Raw genomic sequence first — 20,561 nt, forward strand, 5'->3', positions numbered from 1 at the left:
GATGAGATTTCCCTTTGAGCAATCAAGAAAGACCCCTCAGAGACGATGAGGTAGATAGGTCATGGGTGGAAGCACGGCGACGTGTGGAGCTGAATGATACTAATCGGTCGAGGCTTTGATCTAGAAACGGTTTGAACTTGATGAGTCTTCAGTTTTCAGGGAACAATTCCCTTGTCTGGTGGCGATAGCGAAGCGGCCACACCCGTTCCCATGCCGAACACGGAAGTTAAGCGCTTCAGCGCCGAAAGTAGTTGGGGGTCTCCCCCTGTGAGGATAGGACGTCGCCAGGCAAACGGTGGTTCTGGAGCATTCGCTCAAGGGCCGCCGCTTTTTTGTATTTTGTATCGTGACTCAAATGAAGGAGAGGAATAACAGATGGCCAAGAAAATCAAAGTATACGTCGAGCCAAACGAGACAGTCGGTGAGTGTTTAGACCGAATCGCTCAAATGGGGTATCGCCCGGTACGAAGGATTGAAAAGCCTGTCTTTGAAAAAACGGGAACCAAAGACGAACCTGTTCATTCTCATCAATCAATCTTATTTGAGTGCGTCGCTCTCAAACCATAATGCCAAACCGTCACGAATGCGTGGCGGTTTTTTTGTTTTTGTAAAAACATCGTAAAGACGAACGATAAATATTCAGACAATTAAATTGTTCGCTGTTTGTTGACATATTTTCAAAGAACGAGGTACGATAGGCTTGTGAGTTAAGAAAATCAAATATTGCTCCATATAATCGCAAGGAAATGGCTTGCAAGTTTCTACCTGATCACCGATTCTGATCAGACTATGGGGTATAGCCGACATTTTTTTGTCATGGCCTATACCCTAAACTGTTTAATCAGTTTAGGGATTTCTTTATTTAAGGGGGACGTTGATGTGAAGGCAACAGTAGGTGTGATCATGGGAAGTTCTTCTGACTGGGAGACGATGAAGCATGCGTGCGACGCGCTAGAAGAGTTAGACATTCCATACGAAAAGCAAGTCGTCTCCGCGCATCGAACGCCGGACTTGATGTTCCAATACGCCGAAGCGGCTCGGGAACGAGGGATACACGTCATCATCGCCGGTGCAGGCGGGGCAGCCCACCTTCCGGGTATGGTAGCAGCGAAGACGACGCTTCCGGTCATCGGAGTCCCGATTCAATCGAAAGCACTGAACGGACTTGATTCGTTACTGTCAATCGTTCAGATGCCAGCAGGTGTTCCTGTCGCAACGGTCGCCATCGGAAAAGCCGGAGCGACAAACGCCGGACTGTTTGCCGCTCAAATTCTCAGTCTTCAATTCCCTGAAGTCATCGATCGTCTAGAAACGTATCGTCAACAAAAACGAGACATGGCGCTGCGCGGAACGGAGGAACTCGTCTAATGAGAATCGGGATATTAGGCGGAGGACAGTTAGGGCGGATGATGTCACTCAGTGCGAGCGCAATGGGTTACGAGACGCTCAGTCTCGACCCGAACCCGACGGCTCCGGCAGCCCAAGTCGCACCGAGTATCGTCGCCGGGTTCGACGACATCTCAGCGGCAAAAGAACTAGCAGGCCGTTCGGACATCGTCACGTACGAATTTGAAAATATCGACTCAGCGATGATTGAGGCGATTGCCGATAAATGTCCGCAAGGGATGGACGTGTTAACAGCGACGCAGCATCGTCTGTTCGAAAAACAGATGATCGAGGCGGCCGGATTGCATGTCGCACCTTACGTGCCGGTCCGATCGGTACGGGACGTTTACCGGGCCGAAGATTTGCTAGGACTCCCATTGGTCATCAAAACATGCCGCTTCGGTTATGACGGGAAAGGGCAAACCGTGCTCCAGACATCACAAGACGTACGCGCGTTCATAGAACAGTTCAATGAAGATGAATATGTCGCCGAGGCGTGGTTGCCATTCCGAAAAGAAATCTCGGTCATCGTGACGAGAGGCGCACATGAGACGACAACATTCCCAATCAGTGAAAACATCCATCAAAATAATATATTACATTTATCGATCGTTCCGGCCCGGCTTGACATGGACATTCTAGAAGATGCGCGCCATTTAGCACTTCAGCTCGCTGACCATGTTGGATTGATCGGTACGCTCGCCGTCGAACTGTTCGTGATGGAAGACGGCGAGCTATACGTGAATGAGCTCGCGCCACGTCCTCACAATTCAGGACACTATACGCTTGATGCATGCGAGACGTCACAGTTCGAACAACACATCCGCGCGATTACGGGCATGTCACTCGGACGGACGACTCAGTACACACCGGTCGTCATGGTCAATCTGCTCGGCGAACATATGGATAAAGTGAACCCACAAACGTTACCATCGAATGTTAAACTACATCTGTATGGAAAAGAAGAAGCGAAACCCGGACGGAAAATGGGGCACTTGAACGTGCTCGGCAGTACCGTCGAGGACGCGCTTCACACCATCGAACAACTGGCAATTTGGAAGGAGACCGTTTTATGATTTCACGTTACACCCGTCCCGAGATGGCGGCGATTTGGACAGATGAGAACAAGTTTGATGCATGGCTCAAAGTAGAGCTTTACGCTTGCGAGGCGTGGAGCGAACTAGGCGTCATCCCGAAAGAGGACGTCAACGTATTATGGGACAAGGCATCATTCGATGTCGAGCGTATCCTTGAGATCGAGCAGGAGACGCGCCATGACGTCATCGCCTTCACACGGGCCGTCTCAGAGACGCTCGGAGACGAGAAGAAATGGGTCCATTACGGTCTCACGTCGACCGATGTCGTCGATACGGCGCTATCGTACTTGATCAAACAAGCGAATGACATCCTTGAAGCCGATATCGATCGCTTCATCGACATCCTCGCCGAGAAAGCGAAAGCCCACAAATATGACATCATGATGGGTCGTACACACGGAGTCCACGCAGAACCGACGACGTTCGGTTTGAAACTCGCACTCTGGTACGAAGAGATGAAGCGAAACAAGAAACGGTTCATGGCCGCACGCGAGACGATCGAGTTTGGAAAAATGAGCGGCGCCGTCGGGACGTTCGCAAACATCGACCCGTTCATCGAGTCGTATGTGTGTGACAAGTTAGGGATTCAAGCAGCCCCGATCTCGACACAGACGTTACAGCGTGACCGCCACGCCGAGTACATGTCGACGCTTGCTTTGATCGCCACATCCATCGAGAAAATGGCGACCGAGATCCGCGGCCTTCAAAAAACAGAGACACGTGAGGTCGAAGAGTTTTTCGCCAAAGGCCAAAAAGGTTCGTCGGCGATGCCGCATAAACGTAACCCGATCGGTTCGGAGAACATGACGGGACTCGCCCGCGTGATTCGCGGTCATATGGTGACGGCATATGAGAACGTCCCGCTTTGGCACGAACGCGATATCTCGCACTCGTCAGCGGAACGGATCATCCTCCCGGACGCGACCGGCCTTCTGAACTACATGCTCAACCGCTTCGGCAACATCGTGAAGAACTTGACGGTGTTCCCGGACAACATGCGCCGCAACATGGACCGGACGTTCGGCATCATCTTCTCACAACGCATCCTGCTCGCCTTGATCGAGAAAGGCTGGTCACGTGAAGCCGCCTATGACGCGGTCCAACCGAAAGCGATGCAAGCGTGGGAAGAAGAGACGATGTTCCGGACGTTGATCGAGCAAGATGCCGAGATGGGCGCACTCTTTACGAGTGACGAACTCGATGATTTGTTCGACCCGAGCCATCACGTACGTCGTGTCGATACAATCTTTGAACGCTGTGGTTTGTGATCGTTGAGGGGCGCTATGCCCCTCTCACTTTAAAGGGGGACGATACAGATGGAAGCAATCTACGAAGGTAAGGCGAAAGCGTTATACGAGACAGAAGAACAAGGTGTGCTCCGTGTCTACTATAAAGATGACGCGACGGCATTCAACGGAGAGAAAAAACAATCGATTGCAGGGAAAGGCGTGTTGAACAACGCCATCACGACGCGTTTGTTCGAGCTCATGCACGACAACAAGATTCCGACCCACTTCATCAAGAAACTGTCAGACCGCGAGCAGCTCGTACGCCGCGTCGACATCATTCCGCTCGAAGTCGTCGTACGCAACGTCGCCGCAGGGAGTCTCGCTAAACGGCTCGGCTGGGAAGAAGGAACGCCACTGTTGTCGCCGATCGTCGAGTTCTACTATAAAGATGACGCACTCGGAGATCCGCTTTTAACTGAGGACCATATCCGTTTACTGCAAGTCACCACACACAAAGAAGTCGAAACATTGCGACAACTCGGGTTATGGGTGAACGATGTCTTGCTCGACTTCTTCGATGGACACGGTATCGATTTGATCGACTTTAAACTTGAGTTCGGTAAACTCGATGACACGATCATTCTCGCCGATGAGATTTCGCCCGACACGTGTCGCCTGTGGGATAAAGAGACGAAACAAAAGCTCGACAAAGACGTGTTCCGCAGAGACCTCGGATCACTGACAGAGACGTACGGCCAATTGTTAACACGCATAGGGGGAACTGACCAATGAAAAAAGTGAACGTGTACGTGACATTACGTGAAAGTGTACTTGACCCACAAGGCGTCGCCGTCAAAGGCGGACTCGAGCATCTCGGCTTCACAGGCGTCGAATCGGTACGAATCGGTAAAGTCATCGAACTTCAAGTCGCAGACGAGACGACCGAGGCGATGGTCCGTGACATGTGCGAGAAATTGCTCGTCAACACGGTCATCGAGAACTATCGGATCGAGATGGGGGTACTCGCATGAGGTTCGCAGTCATCGTCTTCCCGGGATCAAACTGTGACCTCGACATGTATCATGCGGTCAAAGACGTGCTCGGGGAAGAAGCGGAATATGTATTCCACACGGAGACGTCACTTGTCGGTTTTGATGGTGTGCTGTTACCAGGTGGCTTCTCATACGGGGACTACTTGCGTTGCGGCGCGATCGCCCAGTTCTCACCGATTATGAGTGAGGTGAAGCGATTCGCTGAAGAGGGACGTCCGGTACTCGGCGTCTGCAACGGGTTCCAAGTGCTCGTCGAGGCAGGACTCCTACCCGGCGTATTGATGCGCAACCGTGATTTGAAGTTCATGTGCAAGACGGTCGAACTGAAAGTCGAGACGAACGAGACGATGTTTACGAGCGACTATGCGGTGGGCGAGACGATTCGCGTCCCGATCGCACATGGAGAAGGCAACTACTACTGTGACGAAGCAACACTCGAGACACTGCGAACGAACGGCCAGATCGCTTTCACCTACACAGACAACCCGAACGGATCGGTCGCGAACATCGCGGGCATCACGAACGCACAAGGAAACGTGCTCGGCATGATGCCGCACCCGGAACGAGCGGTCGAGGCGATGCTCGGCGGAGAAGACGGCAAACGGTTATTCACTTCGATTGTAAAATGGGGGACACGACATGTTACTTACAACTGAACCGACAGCGACGCACATCCGTGAACAAAGACTGTATGCCACAATGGGGCTCACTGACGACGAATACGCACTCGTCGTCTCGCTCTTAGGCCGTGACCCGAACTACACCGAGATCGGTTTATTCTCGGTCATGTGGTCTGAACACTGTTCGTACAAAAACTCGAAGCCAGTGCTCCGTAAATTCCCGACGACCGGAAAACACGTCCTTCAAGGACCCGGTGAAGGGGCTGGAATCGTCGATATCGGCGATGGTCAGGCGGTCGCCTTCAAAATCGAGAGCCATAACCACCCGTCGGCCATCGAGCCGTATCAAGGTGCGGCGACAGGTGTCGGCGGGATCATCCGCGACATCTTCTCGATGGGCGCACGTCCGGTCGCACTCCTCAACTCGCTCCGCTTCGGAGATTTGAACGAATCACGTGTGAAACATCTCTTCGGCCATGTCGTCTCCGGCATCGCCGGCTACGGCAACTGTGTCGGCATCCCGACGGTCGGCGGAGAAGTCGCGTTCGACCCGGCCTACGCCGGCAACCCGCTCGTCAACGCGATGTGTGTCGGCCTCATCCGCCACGAAGACATTCAAAAAGGGATCGCCGAGGGGGTCGGCAACTCGGTCATGTACGTCGGGGCGACAACGGGACGCGACGGCATTCACGGCGCCACGTTCGCCTCTGAAGAGCTCGGCGAAGACGCCGATGAGAAACGCCCGGCCGTCCAAGTCGGCGACCCGTTCATGGAGAAGTTGTTGATCGAGGCGTGTCTTGAAGTCATCAAACATCCGGCCCTCGTCGGCATTCAAGACATGGGTGCGGCCGGTCTCACGTCGTCTTCGGCCGAGATGGCATCGAAAGCGGGCATGGGTATCGAGATGAACCTCGACCTCGTCCCACAACGTGAGGCAGATATGACGCCTTACGAGATGATGTTGTCCGAGTCACAAGAACGGATGCTCCTCGTCGTCAAGGCAGGACACGAAGACGAGATCGAAGCGATCGTCACGAAGTGGGGACTTCATGCGATCAAGATCGGCGAAGTCATCGAACAGAAAGTGCTCCGTCTCGTCCATCACGGCGAAGTAGCCGCTGAAGTGCCGGTCGACGCGCTCGCGGAAGATGCGCCAGTTTATCATAAACCGTCAAAAGTTCCAGCATACTACGAGGCGTTCCAAGCGATGACACCGGTTCAACCGGTCGTCACAGACGTGCTCGCGACGTGGAAAGACGTCCTCGCGATGCCGACGATTGCTTCGAAACGCTGGGTGTACGAGCAATATGACCATATGGTCCAAACGTCGACCGTCGTCGCACCAGGTAGCGACGCGGCCGTCATCCGAATCCGTGACACGGACAAGTCGCTCGCGATGACGACCGACTGTAACGCGAAGTATGTCTACCTCGACCCGCGCGTCGGCGGTGCCATCGCGGTCGCTGAAGCGGCGCGCAACATCATCGCGAGCGGTGCCGAGCCACTCGCACTCACCGATTGCCTGAACTTTGGGAGTCCGGACAAACCGGAAGGGTTCTGGCAGCTCGACCAAGCCGTCGAAGGTATGGCCGAGGCGTGTTTGGCACTCGACACACCGGTCATCGGCGGGAACGTCTCGCTTTATAACGAGTCGAACGGGACGGCGATCTACCCGACACCGGTCGTCGGCATGGTCGGTTTAATCACGAAGCCGGAACATATCACGACGTCACACGCCAAGACAGCTGGAGATGTCATCTTCCTTCTCGGCGATACGAAGCCTGAATTTGGCGGCAGTGCGCTACAAATGTTGCAAGACGGAAAAGTGAGCGGACAAGCACCGACGCTCGACCTCGAGATCGAGAGCCGTCACCAGCAAGCGCTGCTCACGGCAATCCGTCAAGGACTTGTCACGGCAGCTCACGACGTGTCAGAAGGTGGCTTAGCGGCGGCACTTCCTGAGCTCGTGTTCGGCACGGGGCTCGGTGCAGACGTCAGCGTCGACACGGATCTCGTGACGACACTGTTCAGCGAGTCACAGTCGCGCTTCCTCGTCACGGTCGCGCCAATTTACGCGGACACGTTCGCCAAACTGACGAAGGCGACACGAATCGGTCAAGTGACCGAAGCGACGCAACTGACGGTCCGCTCGAGCGATCGGTTAATTGAAATGGACGTCACTGAACTTGAACGTGTATGGGAAGGAGCTATTCCATGTTATATGACATCCGAGGCATGAACGAGGAGTGTGGGGTGTTCGGGGTGTTCAATCACCACGAAGCGTCACACCTCGCCTACTACGGACTGCACAGCCTGCAACACCGAGGTCAGGAAGGGACGGGTATCGTCACGGCCGACGGTGAACGCCTGCATGCGAAACGCGGGCTCGGTCTCGTCGCCGAAGTGTTCGACGAGCCGTCACTCGATGCCCTGACCGGACATCACGCCATCGGTCACGTCCGTTATTCGACCGCGGGCGGCAACACGCTTGAGAACGTCCAACCGCTCCATTTCAAATCGCTCACCGGGGACCTTGCGATGGCGCATAACGGCAACCTCGTCAACGCCAACGAGTTGAAGCATATGCTCGAGGCGGAAGGGGCAATCTTTCAGACGACGTCTGACACGGAAGTCGTCGCCCACTTAATCAAACGGAGCCGCGGCAACTCATTGAAAGAGCGGATCTCGGACAGCTTGGCGCGTCTCGTCGGCGCGTTCGCGTTTCTTTTCTTGACGGAAGACGCGATTTACGTCGGCGTCGACGTCCATGGTTTGCGTCCCCTCTCGCTCGGAAAGACTGAAGACGGGGCGTTCGTGTTCGCTTCAGAGACGTGCGCGTTCGACGTCGTGGGGGCGACGTACGTACGTGACGTCGAACCGGGCGAACTGTTGATGATCACGAAAGACGGAATCGTCTCAGAACGTTACAGTGAAGCAGCGGTCCGGGCGATGTGTTCAATGGAATACATCTACTTCTCGCGGCCAGACTCGATCATCGACGGCATCAACGTCCATACGGCCCGTAAGGCGATGGGGAAAAAGATGTTCAACGAGGCACCGGTCGAGGCGGATGTCGTGACCGGTGTCCCGGACTCGAGCATCTCGGCAGCCATCGGGTACGCCGAGGCGAGCGGGATCCCGTACGAGATGGGTCTCATCAAAAACCGTTACGTCGGGCGGACGTTCATCCAGCCGTCACAAGAATTGCGTGAGCGTGGCGTCAAGATGAAGCTGTCGGCGCTACGTGGGGTCGTCAACGGCAAGCGTGTCATCATGGTCGATGATTCGATCGTCCGTGGTACGACGAGCCGTCGCATCGTCAAGTTGCTGCGGGAAGCCGGGGCAACCGAAGTACATGTGCGCATCACGTCACCACCGATCAAACATCCGTGCTATTACGGTATCGATACATCATCAAAGGACGAGTTGATCGCGGCCACCAAATCGATCGAAGAGATTAAACAAGAGATCGGGGCCGACTCATTAGCGTTCCTCACATTAGACGGTACGGTCGAAGCAATCGGCCGACCGTTCGAAGGAAACTTGCGCGGGCAGTGTGCCGCTTGCTTCACCGGACTTTATCCAACTGAACTGGCGGAACTTGTGACAGAGACAAAAGCTTGAGGGGGACTGACGATGAGTTTAAGATATGAACAAGCGGGTGTGAATTTAGAGGCAGGTTATGAAGCGGTGTCACGCATGAAGCGTCACGTCGCACGGACGATGCGTCCAGAAGTGATGACCGGACTTGGCAGTTTCGGGGCGATGATCGATCTCGGCTCGATGCAATTGAAACATCCGATCCTCGTGAGCGGGACGGACGGGGTCGGCACGAAGCTAAAACTCGCGTTCGCGCTCGACCAACATGATACGATTGGAATCGATTGCGTGGCGATGTGTGTCAACGACTGTCTCGTCCACGGAGCCGAACCGCTCTACTTCTTAGACTATATCGCGACCGGAAAAGCGGAACCGGCGAAGCTCGAACGCATTGTCGCGGGTGTGGCCGAAGGCTGCGTCCAAGCAGGGTGTGCCCTCGTCGGCGGCGAGACGGCCGAGATGCCGGGCATGTATCCGGACGGGGAGTACGATATCGCCGGATTTGCCGTCGGTGTCGTCGAGAAAGAGCTACTCATCGATGGACGGACGATCGAAGCGGGGGACATCGTTCTAGGGTTAGCTTCGTCAGGTGTCCATTCGAACGGTTTCTCACTCGTCCGTCACATCGTCGAGGCGCAAGGGCTCGAGTACACGGATGAAATCGCGATGCTCGATACGACGCTCGGGAACGCATTATTGCTACCGACCCGCATCTATTCGGAAGCGGCGAAAGCGGCCATTTCGACCGGACTCGTCCAAGGGATGGCCCACATCACTGGCGGCGGTTTCTATGAGAACGTGCCGCGCATGCTGCCTGAAGGTCTTGGTGTCACGTTTGACGCATCAAGCTGGCCGAGCCTGCCGGTATTCGACTGGCTCGAACAAGTCGGCCACGTGTCGAAGCAAGAGATGTTCAACGTGTTCAATATGGGAATCGGCTTCATGATCACGGTACGTCCCGAAGACGTCGACACGGTACAAGCCGCGCTCGAACGGGTCGGCGAAACGTTGCATCGGATCGGCAAAGTCGAAGCGAAACCAGGCGTCCGGATTATGGGGGTCGACCAGTGAAGCGGTTCGCTATCTTCGCCTCTGGATCTGGGAGCAACGCCGAAGCGATTTGGGAAGCGATTGAGCGCGGCGAGCTGAGTGGACAGTGTATGCTCCTCGTCACGGATAAGCCTGAGGCGAAAGTGCTCGAGCGGGCAGACCGTCATCATATCCAGACGTTCTCATTCGAGCCGAAGGCGTATGCGTCAAAGTCAGAGTTTGAGTGGGAGCTGCTCGTTCTGTTAGAAGCGCTACACGTCGACTATATCGTCTTGGCGGGTTATATGCGTTTAATCGGGGATGTGCTGCTCGCGGCGTATCCGGGTCGGATCATCAACATCCATCCGTCGCTCTTGCCGGCCTTCCCAGGAAAAGACGCAATCGGTCAAGCGCTTGCCGCGAACGTGTCGACGAGCGGTGTCACCGTCCATTACGTCGACGCCGGGATGGACACGGGTCCAATCATCGCGCAAGAAGAAGTCGACATCGCGGGATGTGACCGCATCGAGGCGGCCCACCGGATTCAAGCGATCGAACACCAACTCTATCCACGCGTATTACAACAAGTGTTGAACCAACAGGAGGTTTTCAAGTGAGAGCATTACTGAGTGTGTCAGATAAAACAGGTATCGTCGAACTTGCGCGCGTCTTGCACGAAGCGGGCATCGAACTCATCTCGACAGGCGGGACGGAAGCGGCACTCGTCGCGGCCGGACTGCCCGTGAAAAATATTTCGGAAGTGACATCGTTCCCCGAGATGCTCGACGGACGTGTCAAGACGCTCCATCCGCTCGTCCATGGCGGTCTGCTCGGACGCCGTGATTTAGACTCACACGTCGAACAGATGAAACATCACCACATTGAGCCGATCGACTACGTCGTCGTCAACTTGTATCCGTTCAAAGAGACAATCGCGAAAGAGAACGCGACGTATGAAGAGGCGATTGAAAACATCGATATCGGCGGCCCGAGCATGCTCCGTTCAGCCGCGAAAAACCATGCGAGCGTGACGGTCGTCGTCGACCCGGCCGACTACGGCAACGTTGCCGCAGAGATTCAGAATGGCGGTACGTCGTTTGAGACGCGGCAACGACTCGCTTTGAGGGCGTTCCGTCATACGGCAGCGTACGACGCCTTGATTGCCGACTATTTAGGTCAGCAAATCGGCGAAACGTTCCCAGAACAGCTGACGGTCACGTACGAAAAAGTCCAAGACCTTCGTTACGGGGAGAACCCGCACCAACAGGCGGCGTTCTATAAGACACCGCTCTATGACGGCATGACGCTCGCCGATGCGGTGCAACTGCACGGCAAAGAACTCTCGTATAACAACATCCAAGATACGAACGCGGCGCTCGAGGCGCTCAGCGAGTTGACGGAACCGGCAGCGGTCGTCGTCAAACATATGAATCCATGCGGCGTCGCTGTCGGTCGGACGATCAGCCAAGCGTTCGCTCGCGCCCATGCGGCCGACCCGGTCTCGATTTTCGGCGGCATCGTCGCCCTCAATCGTGAAGTCGACCTCGAGACGGCAGAAGCGCTCCGCAACATCTTCTTAGAGATCGTCATTGCCCCATCCTTTAGCGAGGCAGCACTTGACCGATTGAAAGAGAAAAAGAATTTACGTCTATTGACGCTTGAGATGGGGCAGATGACAGGCATGCGTCTGACGGCAGTCGCGGGCGGTCTCCTCGTCCAAGACGGCGACGATATGACGCTCGACGATGCTTCGTGCCAAATCGTGACCGACCGTCGTCCGACGGCGGCCGAATGGGAAGACTTGAAGCTCGCGTGGCGTGTCGTCAAACACGTGAAATCAAACGCAATCGTCGTGGCGAAAGACGAGACGACGATCGGCATCGGTGCCGGACAGATGAACCGGGTCGGTGCGGCGAAAATCGCTTTCGAACAGGCAGGGGATCGTGCAGTCGGTGCCGCGCTTGGTAGCGACGCGTTCTTCCCGATGGGCGATACGGTCGAAGCTGCAGCTGCAGCCGGCATTACGGCCATCATCCAGCCAGGTGGTTCGATTCGGGACGACGAGTCGATTGAAGCGGCGAACCGTCACGGCATTACGATGGTGTTCACTTCAGTCCGACATTTCAAACATTGAGAGGAGCAAGAGGATGAACGTACTCGTCATTGGCCGCGGCGGCCGTGAACACGCGCTCGCATGGAAGTTGAGACAAGACGGGCATGACGTATTCGTCGCCCCGGGTAACTTGAACATGGACGGTGTGACGTGTGTGCCGATTGAAGAGACGGACGTCACCGCACTCGTCCGCTTCGCAGAGACCGAAGACATCGATTGGACGATCGTCGGTCCTGAGTCAGCGCTCATGGCGGGTGTCGTTGATGCGTTCAACGCGAGCGGACGACGCATCTTTGGACCGACGAAAGCAGCGGCGTTGCTAGAAGGCAGCAAAGCGTTCGCCAAAGAAATCATGCGTGAAGCGAACATCCCGACGGCAGCTTATGAGACGTTCATGGAAGCGGAAGCGGCGCTCGCTTATATTGAGTCAATCGGGGCACCGCTCGTCGTCAAAGCGGACGGTCTCGCAGCCGGTAAAGGGGTCACGGTCGCCTTCTCGCTCGATGAGGCACGTGCGGCGATTCATGACATCTTCACGACCGACAAGTTCGGTGACCAGTCACGCGTCGTCATCGAAGAATTTTTGGACGGGGAAGAGTTTTCACTCATGGCGTTCGTCTCCGGTGAACACGTCATCCCGATGATCACGTCGCAAGACCATAAGCGCGCTTTCGACGGGGACAAAGGACCGAACACGGGCGGGATGGGGGCGTATAGCCCGATGCCGCATTTAGAAGAAGCCGTTTATATGGAGTCGGTGGAGCGTGTGCTCGTCCCGCTCGCGCGGGCGATGGTGGAGCGGGGGACGCCGTTCGAAGGATTCTTATATGCGGGTCTGATTCTGACGGAAGACGGACCGAAAGTGATCGAGTTCAACGCCCGGTTCGGTGACCCGGAAACCGAAGTCATCCTCCCGAACTTGGCATCGCCGCTCCTTGACGTCATCGAGGCGGTCATCGCTAAACGACCGTATGCGATTGAATGGCTTGACGGGTATACGATTGGTGTCGTCGTCGCGGCCGCCGGTTATCCGGAACAAGCAACGACGGGGCAAGTGCTCTCAGGTTTTGAGCGCTTACCGAAAGATGTGCTCGTGTTTCATGCTGGGACGACGCGCGAAGGAAGTCACATCGTCGGGAACGGTGGGCGACTGTTCGTCATCACGTCGACGAAACCGACCTTGCTTGAAGCGAAGACAGCCGTTTACGACGCGCTCGAAAAGTTAACATTACCGCAAACGTTCCATCGTCGAGATATCGGCGGACGGGCGCTGGCGCGGATTTTTTAAAGGATGGGTCAACCCATCTTTTTTTTCATGCGAAAAAAAGGGAATACCGACTTCCTTGCTCTACAATGGTGAAGTAGATTGAAGGAAGAAGGTGGTCGACGTGCGCATTCGGACGAAGCTGATGATTGCGGTTGCCGTGAATATACTCGTGTTTGTCGGTGTCATCTTTTTTGTGATCCGTCCCTACTTTATCGAGAAAAGCATGGAGCAAGACCGTCAAACGGTCGAGAGTCAAATTGCGAGTGTGACCGAGACGCTCGCGAATCGGAAGAGTACGCTTGAACGGACACTCGTCGACTGGGCGGTGTGGAACGACACGTATACGTTCATTCAAAATCAGAACGATTCTTACATAGCAAGCAACATAGATGAGGAGTCGCTCGAAAACTTGAGTGTGCAAGCGATTGTGTACTTGAACCGTGAAGGCGAGGTCCACTATTCGACATTCCGTCAAGAAGACGCTCCGTTGTCTAAAACGGATCGGCAAACAATCATCGCGGAGATTACGAATCGGTTGAGCCTGGGACTAGAAACACAAAACGGTGTATATGACAGCGACTATGGACCGATCCTATACGCCAGTCACCCGATCTTACGGAGTGACAGGAGCGGACCGGCTCAAGGAACGCTCGTCATGCTTGAATTTGTTGACGTGGATTTTTTGGCAGACTTAAGCACCCAGACGAAAATCCCGCTGACGATTCAGCCTGTCGAACATAGTGAGACGAAGATGACGTTCAAAAACGAGGGGACCGAGGTCGTCGTGCCACTTGACACCGTCTTTCAAACGGCAGACTTTGAAGTCGGCTTTATTGTCGAACCGACCCATTACCAGAACACGATCTCGATGCTGAGGCTCGGGATGTTGTCGTTGCTTGCTTTAGCGTTAGGTCTGTTCTTGTCGCTTCTATGGACGATACATCACGTCGTGATTCGGCGGGTGATGGAAATCGTCGATGAGTTGAAACACATCACGGTCGAGCGGGATAGCCGGCTCCGTCTGCGTCGAGATCAACATAGCCGAGACGAGATCGAACAGATGGCGACGAGCATGAACGAAGTGCTCTCGGCACTCGAAGATACGCGGGCAGAAGTGCTCGATCGCGCGTTTCGTGATGCGTTGACGTTGCTGCCGAACCGGCTCGCCCTCGAAGACTATTTTTCGACCGTGAGGGGGAGCCATGAACGGATCGGTGTGATCGGTTTGGACTTAGACGACTTCCGACGTATCAACGACCAGTTCGGTCACCGTACCGGTGATGCCGTCTTGATTTACATCGCGTCGCGTCTCAATTTCTATAAAGAAGCGGGATTTGCGGCCCGGCTCGGTGCGGATGAGTTCATTTTCTTGCACCCAGATTGGACATTCGAAGAATTGAAGCCGATCGCGCGACGGCTGACGAAAGATTTGAAAGACTGGTCCGACGTGAACGGTGTCAAAGGAATGACGGCGACAATCGGTCTCGATGTATTCGCCTGTCGCGAGTCGCATCATACGTACGAAGTCATGATGGGACGTCTCGACGTCGTCATCCATGAGGCCAAACTGTCCGGGAAAAATCGGATCCTATCGTTCCAAGACATCGAGGATGGAAGTCACTATCTCCAGACGCTCGAGATGGAGCGTGACTTACGCTACGCGCTTGAACATGAAGAGTTCGAGCTATACTACCAGCCGATTGTGTCCCCGCGCCCGTTCGCTGTCCGCGGGGTCGAGGCGCTCATTCGCTGGAACCATCCGGATAAAGGACAAATTTCACCTGGGCTGTTTATCCCGATTGCGGAGCAGCTGGGACTCATCTCGGACATCGGGCGCTGGGTACTCAGGCAGTCCATATTGGAGATGAAAGAGTACGCAGCCCGCCATCACTTGTTCTTGTCGATCAACGTCTCGAAGCGTCAAATCGCGGACGGTTCGTTCCTTCAGGAGTTAGAGGAAGTGTTGCGTGACACAGGGTTTGACCCGCTCCTGCTCCATGTCGAAATTACGGAGAGCGAGGTCGGGGGCAACTTGTATGAGCTGCAACAGTTCATCCGTTCGCTCAAAGCGATTGGCGTCAAGATCTCACTCGACGACTTCGGTGTCGGCACATCGTCGCTGTCGTTCTTACAATCGCTGCAGCTCGACATCATCAAGATCGATCAAAACTTCGTCAAAGGGATTCCTGAGAACACGTTCGACCGGGCCCTCCTCGAAGGTCTGTACCAGACGTTCCATACGCTCGGGCTCGACATCGTCACCGAAGGGGTCGAACGTCCGGAACAGCTCGCGTTCGTGCTCGAGCATAGCGGTTCATTGATTCAAGGCTACCATTACAGCAAGCCGGTTCCGCTCGCGCAACTGGAGCATTATTTGAAGAACACGGCAACGATGTACGATTGGTGAAGGCGCCTCTGTGAAGAGGCGTCTTTATTATGTGAATTCCGTGTGAATTACGTTACAATTGGCAACATAGCTTGCAGGTGTTTCATAGAAAAGGTAAACTTGAAACAAATGAAAGAAAACGCTTACAATATTATTTTTTGATACTATTGAAGCGATTAAGGGAGGACTGGGTTCGATGCCTTTAAAACGATCGGCGCGGGCACCGTGGTCAAAAGCGATGATTCGCTCACAACTTGAAGTCGTGGATCAATTGCGACCACCTTCGCTCGTATTGACAAACGCCACATACTTAAACGTGTACGTGAAACAGTGGAAACAGGCTAACATATGGATTGAAAACGACCGCATCGTTTACGTCGGACCAGACGTGCCGGATTCGGCCGTCGAGACGGTCGACATGACCGGGAAATATATCGTACCAGGTTACATCGAGCCGCACGCGCATCCGTTCCAACTTTATAATCCGGCGACGCTGTCGAAGTATGCAGGCGAGCGGGGTACGACGACGCTCGTGAACGATAACATGCTTCTTTTTTTACAAGACAAGGAGCAAGCGTTTGCGCAACTCGAGGCGATTCAACAGCTCCCGACGAGCACGTATTGGTGGGCTCGACTCGACACGCAAACCGAGCTCGACCGCGACAGCGTCCTCGTCGACTCGGAGCGCGTCCACGCTTGGTTCAATCATCCTGACGTCGTCATGGCCGGAGAATTGACGGCTTGGCCGCGTACGTTAAAAGGTGACGATGAGATGCTCCAATGGATGCTCGACGCGGAGACGTGCGGTCTCCCGGTCGAAGGACATTTCCCTGGCGCGTCCGCGAAGACGTTGACGAAGATGGCGCTGATGGGTGTTCACAGCGACCATGAGGCGATGACGGCGAACGAGGCGTTATGCCGACTCGAACATGGCTATACGACGACACTCCGCCATTCGTCGATCCGTCCCGATTTGCCGGGCATGATTCGTGGGTTATTGGACGCAGGTCTCGAAGCGTTCGACCACTTGATGGTAACGACGGATGGTTCGACCCCTGGGTTTTATCAGGACGGCCTTCAAGACGCGCTCGTGAAGATTATGATCGAGGCGGGTCTGCCTGCCATCGAGGCGTATCGGATCGTGTCGCTCAACGTGGCGCGGCACTTCGGACTCGATCACGTCCTCGGCTCGATTGCGCCGGGACGGATCGCCCACCTGAACATCCTCGATGCGATCGATGAGCCGCGTCCGTCGGCCGTCATCGCCAAAGGCCAATGGATCTATCGGGATGGGGCCTCGTTCTTCCCGAACGAACTCATCGAGGCGGCGCTCGCGCTCATGCCGGCGACCGACGTCGCGATCGACTTGACGCCAAACGATTTATCGTTCAGCATGCCGGTCGGGCTCGATATGGTCAACTCGGTCATCATGAAGCTGTTTAAAATCACACACGACACCGGCCAAGACGAACTGCCGCGCGACTGCGACGAATCGTTCTTGATGCTGTTAGATAAAGAAGGGAAATGGCGGCTCAATACGGTACTTAAAGGGTTCGCCAACGATTTTGGCGGTCTTGTCAGCTCGTATTCGATCAGCGGAGACTACTTGATCCTCGGGAAGTGTAAACAAGACATGTTGATGGCGTTCGAACGGATGAAAGAGCTCGGCGGCGGGATCGTCCTCGTCGACCGGGGGGAAATCATCGCTGAGATCCCGTTACCGCTTTGCGGGATGACTTCGACAGAGCCGCTCGAACAATTGATTGTCCAAGAACAACGGTTGCGTGCCGAGCTGATCGCCCGCGGCTATCACTTCGAAGACCCGATCTATACGTTGCTGTTCCTGGCGTCGACCCACTTGCCTTACGTCCGGGCGACACCGCTCGGTATATACGAAGTTATGAAAAAACAAATACTATTTCCGGCAATTTTACGATGAACAGTTGAGTCCGAGCCGGTCGTGCTTTAGAATGATAAAGAAGTACGATGAGAGAGGATGCTTGCGGATGCAACTCGATAAATTACGAGGACGAGAGCTCGATCAGCTTTTTGAAGCGATTTTGAAGCTTGACACACTCGAAGACTGTTATCAACTATTCGAAGATTTAGCGACCGTGAACGAAGTGCAGGCGTTGTCCCAACGGTTAGAAGTGGCACGCCAAATTCGTGAAGGTAGCACGTATCATAAAATTGAAGAAGCGACAGGTGCTTCGACGGCCACGATTTCCCGCGTCAAGCGTTGCTTGAATTACGGGTCAGGCGGCTATGATCTTGCCCTTGAACGTCTACAACAATCAGAAGGTGACTCGTAAGAGTCATCTTGTTTTTGATGGAGAGGAGGGGCGAGATGCAAGATAAGTTCATGAAACGAAATTTACAACTGTTTTTCCGGAAGTTGACACCAATCCAGACGCTCGTGTTGATTTATAGCGCCGCGGTCGTCCTAGCCATCGTTTTGTTGGCGCTACCAATTGCGAGGCAACCAGGTGTGACGATTACGTTCACCGACCTCGTCTTCTTCGCGGTCAGTTGCGTCAGTGTCACCGGACTCACCCCGATTGTCGTGACCGATACGTTCTCGACATTTGGATTGTTTATCATTCTATTCATCGTCCAAGTGAGTGGGGTCGGACTGATCAGTCTCCACGTCATCATGTGGATTTTGCTCGGGAAACGAATCGGCTTCCGCGAGCGACAGTTGATTTTACGCGATCAAAACCAGACGTCGATGTCTGGCATCATCAAATACATCACTGAAATTGTCATCACCGTTATCGCGATTGAAGCGGTCGGCGCTGTCTTGCTCGGTGTCCATTACTTGAACTACTTTGACACGGCCGGAGAGGCGTTCCTGCAAGGCCTGTTCGGTTCGATCAGTGCGACGACTAACGCCGGATTCGATATTACCGGCAGTTCGCTCGCGCCGTTCCGTGAAGATCCGTTCGTCATCTTCACGCAAATCGTGCTCATGACTGGCGGCGCAATCGGCTTCCCGGTGCTCGTCGAGATTCGGACATATTTGACGAACCGGATCAGTCGCAAGAGTGGGAACTTCCCGCGTCGTTTTTCTTTGTTCACGAAGTTGACGGTATCGACGTTCTTCATTTTGATCGCCGTTGGAACGGTCGGTCTGTTCTTGTTCGAATACAATAACGCCTTCAAAGAGTTGCCGCTTTGGCTCGCGCTTTCCGATTCGTTGTTCCAGTCTGTGACGACGCGAAACGGAGGGCTGTCGACGGTCGACGTCAACTTGTTCTCCGAAGGCAGTATGCTGCTCTTATCCATCTTGATGTTCATCGGGGCCTCGCCGTCTTCTGTCGGCGGGGGGATTCGGACGACGACGTTCGCCGTCGCCGTGCTCGGGGTCATCGCGTTCATTCGCGGGGACTCGTCGATCAAGGTGTTCGGACGTGAGATCGTGCTCGAAGATATTTGGAAAGCGTTCGTGATCATCACGGTATCGCTCGCCGTCTTGTTGACGGGGGTCTTAGTGCTCACGTTCTTTGAAGACGCATCGCTCACGCGCATTTTGTTTGAGGCGTGTTCAGCGTTCGGGACGACCGGGCTTTCGGTCGGCCTCTCGTCGGAGTTTAGCAATGTCGGCAAATGGGTGCTCACGATGCTCATGTTCATCGGTCGGATCGGTGTCATCGCCTTCATCTTGCTCTTGCAACGGAGACAACCGAAGCGAATGTACAACTATCCGAAAGAATCGATTATCTTAGGTTAAGGAGATTGTGACATGAAGGCATTTTGGATCAATTTCGGTTACGTGTTCGCTGTTCCAGTGTTGCCGTTTATCGCCGTCGTGAACGGGACGGCGCTTTGTTCGCCGGATTCACCGCTACTCGATATCCCCGTGCTTGGCTTTTTCTTGGCCAACCCGCTCTGGTTCGTCCCGGTCTATGGTTTGTTCGCGCTCCTCGTCGCCAAATGGTTGACGGAGCGCGAGCGTAGCCGGACCGCACGTACATGACTTGCTTCGGCAAGTCTTTTTTTTGTCCAACAGATGCAACCTGTCCTAAAAATCGCTACACTAGAGAAGGTATCGAATGGAGGGAAGATGGATGGATTTTCAGACGTGGCGCCATGTGTTTAAACTGGACCCGAACAAAAAGCTCGATGAATCGGCACTTGCCGCGCTCGTCCGTTCAGGTACGGACGCGTTTCTCATCGGTGGTACGGACGGGGTCGATGCGGAGAACACGTTCGCCCTTTACGCACGGCTGCAAGGTTGCGGGATTCCGGTCGCGCTCGAGATGAGTCATCCTGAACACGCCATCCGTGGATTCGATCATTACTTTATCCCGACGGTGTTGAACGCCGGCACCGTCGATTGGGTCGTCGGTCATCAAATGCGGGCTTTCGAACGGTACGGCCATCTGTTTGACTCAAATAACGTGACCGGACAAGGGTATATCGTCTTGAATCCGGAAGCGAAAGTGGCCGCTGTGACCGGGGCGAGAGCAACGTTGACGCTTGAAGAAGTCGTCGCCTACGCCGAAACAGGTCATCATCTGTTCCGTCTCCCGTCGCTTTATCTCGAATATAGCGGCACGCTCGGTTCACCTGACGTCGTCAAAGAAGTGAAGCTGGCTTTACCCAATGCCCACGTGTTTTATGGGGGCGGCATCGACGGGAGCGACACGGCCCGGATGATGGCCGAATACGCCGACACGATCGTCGTCGGCAACATCATTTACGACAATCTCGAAGGGGCGCTTGCGACTGTGCAAGTAGTCCGTTAAAATAAGAACAAATGTTTGGAAATAAGGAAGGATA

General features: G+C 54.6%; 19 protein-coding genes, 2 rRNA genes and 1 riboswitch. All 21 genes read left to right on the plus strand.

Translation table 11 applies throughout. The features are described from left to right. Positions 1-123, plus strand: a 23S ribosomal RNA gene (locus EVJ32_RS03450); the annotation flags it as partial. A gap of 51 nt (positions 124-174) precedes the next feature. After that, a 5S ribosomal RNA gene (rrf, locus tag EVJ32_RS03455) occupies positions 175-290 on the plus strand. An 85-nt stretch (positions 291-375) separates the two neighbouring features. Continuing rightward, a complete protein-coding gene (locus tag EVJ32_RS03460) occupies positions 376-567 on the plus strand; it encodes an NETI motif-containing protein (RefSeq protein WP_034809046.1) in 192 nt (63 codons plus the stop codon). Positions 568-708: 141 nt separating this feature from the next. After that, a riboswitch (purine riboswitch) is annotated at positions 709-810 on the plus strand. A gap of 69 nt (positions 811-879) precedes the next feature. Next, entirely contained in the window at positions 880-1,368 is a 489-nt protein-coding gene (purE, locus tag EVJ32_RS03465) for a 5-(carboxyamino)imidazole ribonucleotide mutase (protein WP_131441206.1), read from the plus strand. Further along, positions 1,368-2,462 (plus strand): 5-(carboxyamino)imidazole ribonucleotide synthase, encoded by a 1,095-nt coding sequence (gene purK, locus EVJ32_RS03470; RefSeq protein WP_131456664.1) that lies wholly within the window; start codon positions 1,368-1,370, stop codon positions 2,460-2,462. Before purE ends, purK begins: the two co-directional genes overlap by 1 nt. Beyond that, positions 2,459-3,751: an adenylosuccinate lyase gene (gene purB / locus EVJ32_RS03475; RefSeq protein WP_131441204.1), complete on the plus strand. Its 1,293-nt coding sequence runs from the start codon at positions 2,459-2,461 to the stop codon at positions 3,749-3,751. The genes purK and purB overlap by 4 nt, the downstream gene beginning before the upstream one ends. Before the next feature lie 48 nt (positions 3,752-3,799). Continuing rightward, positions 3,800-4,504 carry a phosphoribosylaminoimidazolesuccinocarboxamide synthase gene (gene purC, locus EVJ32_RS03480; protein ID WP_131456666.1) on the plus strand — a complete coding sequence of 235 codons (705 nt, stop codon included), beginning with the start codon at positions 3,800-3,802 and terminating at the stop codon, positions 4,502-4,504. Next, positions 4,501-4,743, plus strand: a complete 243-nt coding sequence (gene purS / locus EVJ32_RS03485; RefSeq protein ID WP_021065194.1) for a phosphoribosylformylglycinamidine synthase subunit PurS — start codon at positions 4,501-4,503, stop codon at positions 4,741-4,743. Before purC ends, purS begins: the two co-directional genes overlap by 4 nt. Continuing rightward, positions 4,740-5,420 (plus strand): phosphoribosylformylglycinamidine synthase subunit PurQ, encoded by a 681-nt coding sequence (purQ, locus tag EVJ32_RS03490; RefSeq protein ID WP_070328802.1) that lies wholly within the window; start codon positions 4,740-4,742, stop codon positions 5,418-5,420. The genes purS and purQ overlap by 4 nt, the downstream gene beginning before the upstream one ends. Continuing rightward, a complete protein-coding gene (purL, locus tag EVJ32_RS03495) occupies positions 5,404-7,623 on the plus strand; it encodes a phosphoribosylformylglycinamidine synthase subunit PurL (RefSeq protein WP_131456668.1) in 2,220 nt (739 codons plus the stop codon). Before purQ ends, purL begins: the two co-directional genes overlap by 17 nt. Beyond that, positions 7,599-9,008, plus strand: coding sequence for an amidophosphoribosyltransferase (gene purF / locus EVJ32_RS03500; RefSeq protein WP_131456670.1), 1,410 nt, complete (start codon positions 7,599-7,601; stop codon positions 9,006-9,008). The genes purL and purF overlap by 25 nt, the downstream gene beginning before the upstream one ends. A gap of 12 nt (positions 9,009-9,020) precedes the next feature. Beyond that, positions 9,021-10,055 carry a phosphoribosylformylglycinamidine cyclo-ligase gene (gene purM, locus EVJ32_RS03505; protein WP_131456672.1) on the plus strand — a complete coding sequence of 345 codons (1,035 nt, stop codon included), beginning with the start codon at positions 9,021-9,023 and terminating at the stop codon, positions 10,053-10,055. Next, on the plus strand, positions 10,052-10,630 hold the full coding sequence (purN, locus tag EVJ32_RS03510; protein WP_071399056.1) for a phosphoribosylglycinamide formyltransferase: 579 nt from the start codon (positions 10,052-10,054) through the stop codon (positions 10,628-10,630). Before purM ends, purN begins: the two co-directional genes overlap by 4 nt. Beyond that, entirely contained in the window at positions 10,627-12,147 is a 1,521-nt protein-coding gene (gene purH, locus EVJ32_RS03515; protein ID WP_131456674.1) for a bifunctional phosphoribosylaminoimidazolecarboxamide formyltransferase/IMP cyclohydrolase, read from the plus strand. The genes purN and purH overlap by 4 nt, the downstream gene beginning before the upstream one ends. A gap of 13 nt (positions 12,148-12,160) precedes the next feature. Beyond that, positions 12,161-13,414, plus strand: a complete 1,254-nt coding sequence (purD, locus tag EVJ32_RS03520; RefSeq protein ID WP_131456676.1) for a phosphoribosylamine--glycine ligase — start codon at positions 12,161-12,163, stop codon at positions 13,412-13,414. 100 nt (positions 13,415-13,514) lie between these two features. After that, positions 13,515-15,800 (plus strand): bifunctional diguanylate cyclase/phosphodiesterase, encoded by a 2,286-nt coding sequence (locus tag EVJ32_RS03525; RefSeq protein WP_236634112.1) that lies wholly within the window; start codon positions 13,515-13,517, stop codon positions 15,798-15,800. A 175-nt stretch (positions 15,801-15,975) separates the two neighbouring features. Further along, positions 15,976-17,718 carry an adenine deaminase C-terminal domain-containing protein gene (locus EVJ32_RS03530; RefSeq protein WP_131456679.1) on the plus strand — a complete coding sequence of 581 codons (1,743 nt, stop codon included), beginning with the start codon at positions 15,976-15,978 and terminating at the stop codon, positions 17,716-17,718. 67 nt (positions 17,719-17,785) lie between these two features. Beyond that, positions 17,786-18,091 carry a YerC/YecD family TrpR-related protein gene (locus EVJ32_RS03535; protein WP_016509246.1) on the plus strand — a complete coding sequence of 102 codons (306 nt, stop codon included), beginning with the start codon at positions 17,786-17,788 and terminating at the stop codon, positions 18,089-18,091. A 35-nt stretch (positions 18,092-18,126) separates the two neighbouring features. Further along, positions 18,127-19,509: a TrkH family potassium uptake protein gene (locus tag EVJ32_RS03540; protein WP_131456681.1), complete on the plus strand. Its 1,383-nt coding sequence runs from the start codon at positions 18,127-18,129 to the stop codon at positions 19,507-19,509. A gap of 12 nt (positions 19,510-19,521) precedes the next feature. Continuing rightward, a complete protein-coding gene (locus EVJ32_RS03545) occupies positions 19,522-19,755 on the plus strand; it encodes a hypothetical protein (protein ID WP_016509263.1) in 234 nt (77 codons plus the stop codon). Between the two features lie 91 nt (positions 19,756-19,846). Continuing rightward, positions 19,847-20,527, plus strand: coding sequence for a heptaprenylglyceryl phosphate synthase (pcrB, locus tag EVJ32_RS03550; protein ID WP_131456683.1), 681 nt, complete (start codon positions 19,847-19,849; stop codon positions 20,525-20,527). Positions 20,528-20,561 lie beyond the last annotated feature (34 nt).

The organism is Exiguobacterium sp. SH5S4 (genome assembly GCF_004337045.1).
In the GTDB taxonomy this organism is placed as follows: domain Bacteria; phylum Bacillota; class Bacilli; order Exiguobacteriales; family Exiguobacteriaceae; genus Exiguobacterium; species Exiguobacterium aurantiacum_A.

What these genes read in the sequence shown, in the direction of transcription:
- EVJ32_RS03460 (WP_034809046.1), top strand. Translation starts at nt 376, where the DNA reads ATGGCCAAGAAAATCAAAGTATACGTCGAGCCAAACGAGACAGTCGGT.
- purK (WP_131456664.1), top strand. Translation starts at nt 1,368, where the DNA reads ATGAGAATCGGGATATTAGGCGGAGGACAGTTAGGGCGGATGATGTCA.
- purB (WP_131441204.1), top strand. Translation starts at nt 2,459, where the DNA reads ATGATTTCACGTTACACCCGTCCCGAGATGGCGGCGATTTGGACAGAT.
- purC (WP_131456666.1), top strand. Translation starts at nt 3,800, where the DNA reads ATGGAAGCAATCTACGAAGGTAAGGCGAAAGCGTTATACGAGACAGAA.
- purS (WP_021065194.1), top strand. Translation starts at nt 4,501, where the DNA reads ATGAAAAAAGTGAACGTGTACGTGACATTACGTGAAAGTGTACTTGAC.
- purQ (WP_070328802.1), top strand. Translation starts at nt 4,740, where the DNA reads ATGAGGTTCGCAGTCATCGTCTTCCCGGGATCAAACTGTGACCTCGAC.
- purL (WP_131456668.1), top strand. Translation starts at nt 5,404, where the DNA reads ATGTTACTTACAACTGAACCGACAGCGACGCACATCCGTGAACAAAGA.
- purF (WP_131456670.1), top strand. Translation starts at nt 7,599, where the DNA reads ATGTTATATGACATCCGAGGCATGAACGAGGAGTGTGGGGTGTTCGGG.
- purM (WP_131456672.1), top strand. Translation starts at nt 9,021, where the DNA reads ATGAGTTTAAGATATGAACAAGCGGGTGTGAATTTAGAGGCAGGTTAT.
- purD (WP_131456676.1), top strand. Translation starts at nt 12,161, where the DNA reads ATGAACGTACTCGTCATTGGCCGCGGCGGCCGTGAACACGCGCTCGCA.
- EVJ32_RS03530 (WP_131456679.1), top strand. Translation starts at nt 15,976, where the DNA reads ATGCCTTTAAAACGATCGGCGCGGGCACCGTGGTCAAAAGCGATGATT.
- EVJ32_RS03535 (WP_016509246.1), top strand. Translation starts at nt 17,786, where the DNA reads ATGCAACTCGATAAATTACGAGGACGAGAGCTCGATCAGCTTTTTGAA.
- EVJ32_RS03540 (WP_131456681.1), top strand. Translation starts at nt 18,127, where the DNA reads ATGCAAGATAAGTTCATGAAACGAAATTTACAACTGTTTTTCCGGAAG.
- EVJ32_RS03545 (WP_016509263.1), top strand. Translation starts at nt 19,522, where the DNA reads ATGAAGGCATTTTGGATCAATTTCGGTTACGTGTTCGCTGTTCCAGTG.
- pcrB (WP_131456683.1), top strand. Translation starts at nt 19,847, where the DNA reads ATGGATTTTCAGACGTGGCGCCATGTGTTTAAACTGGACCCGAACAAA.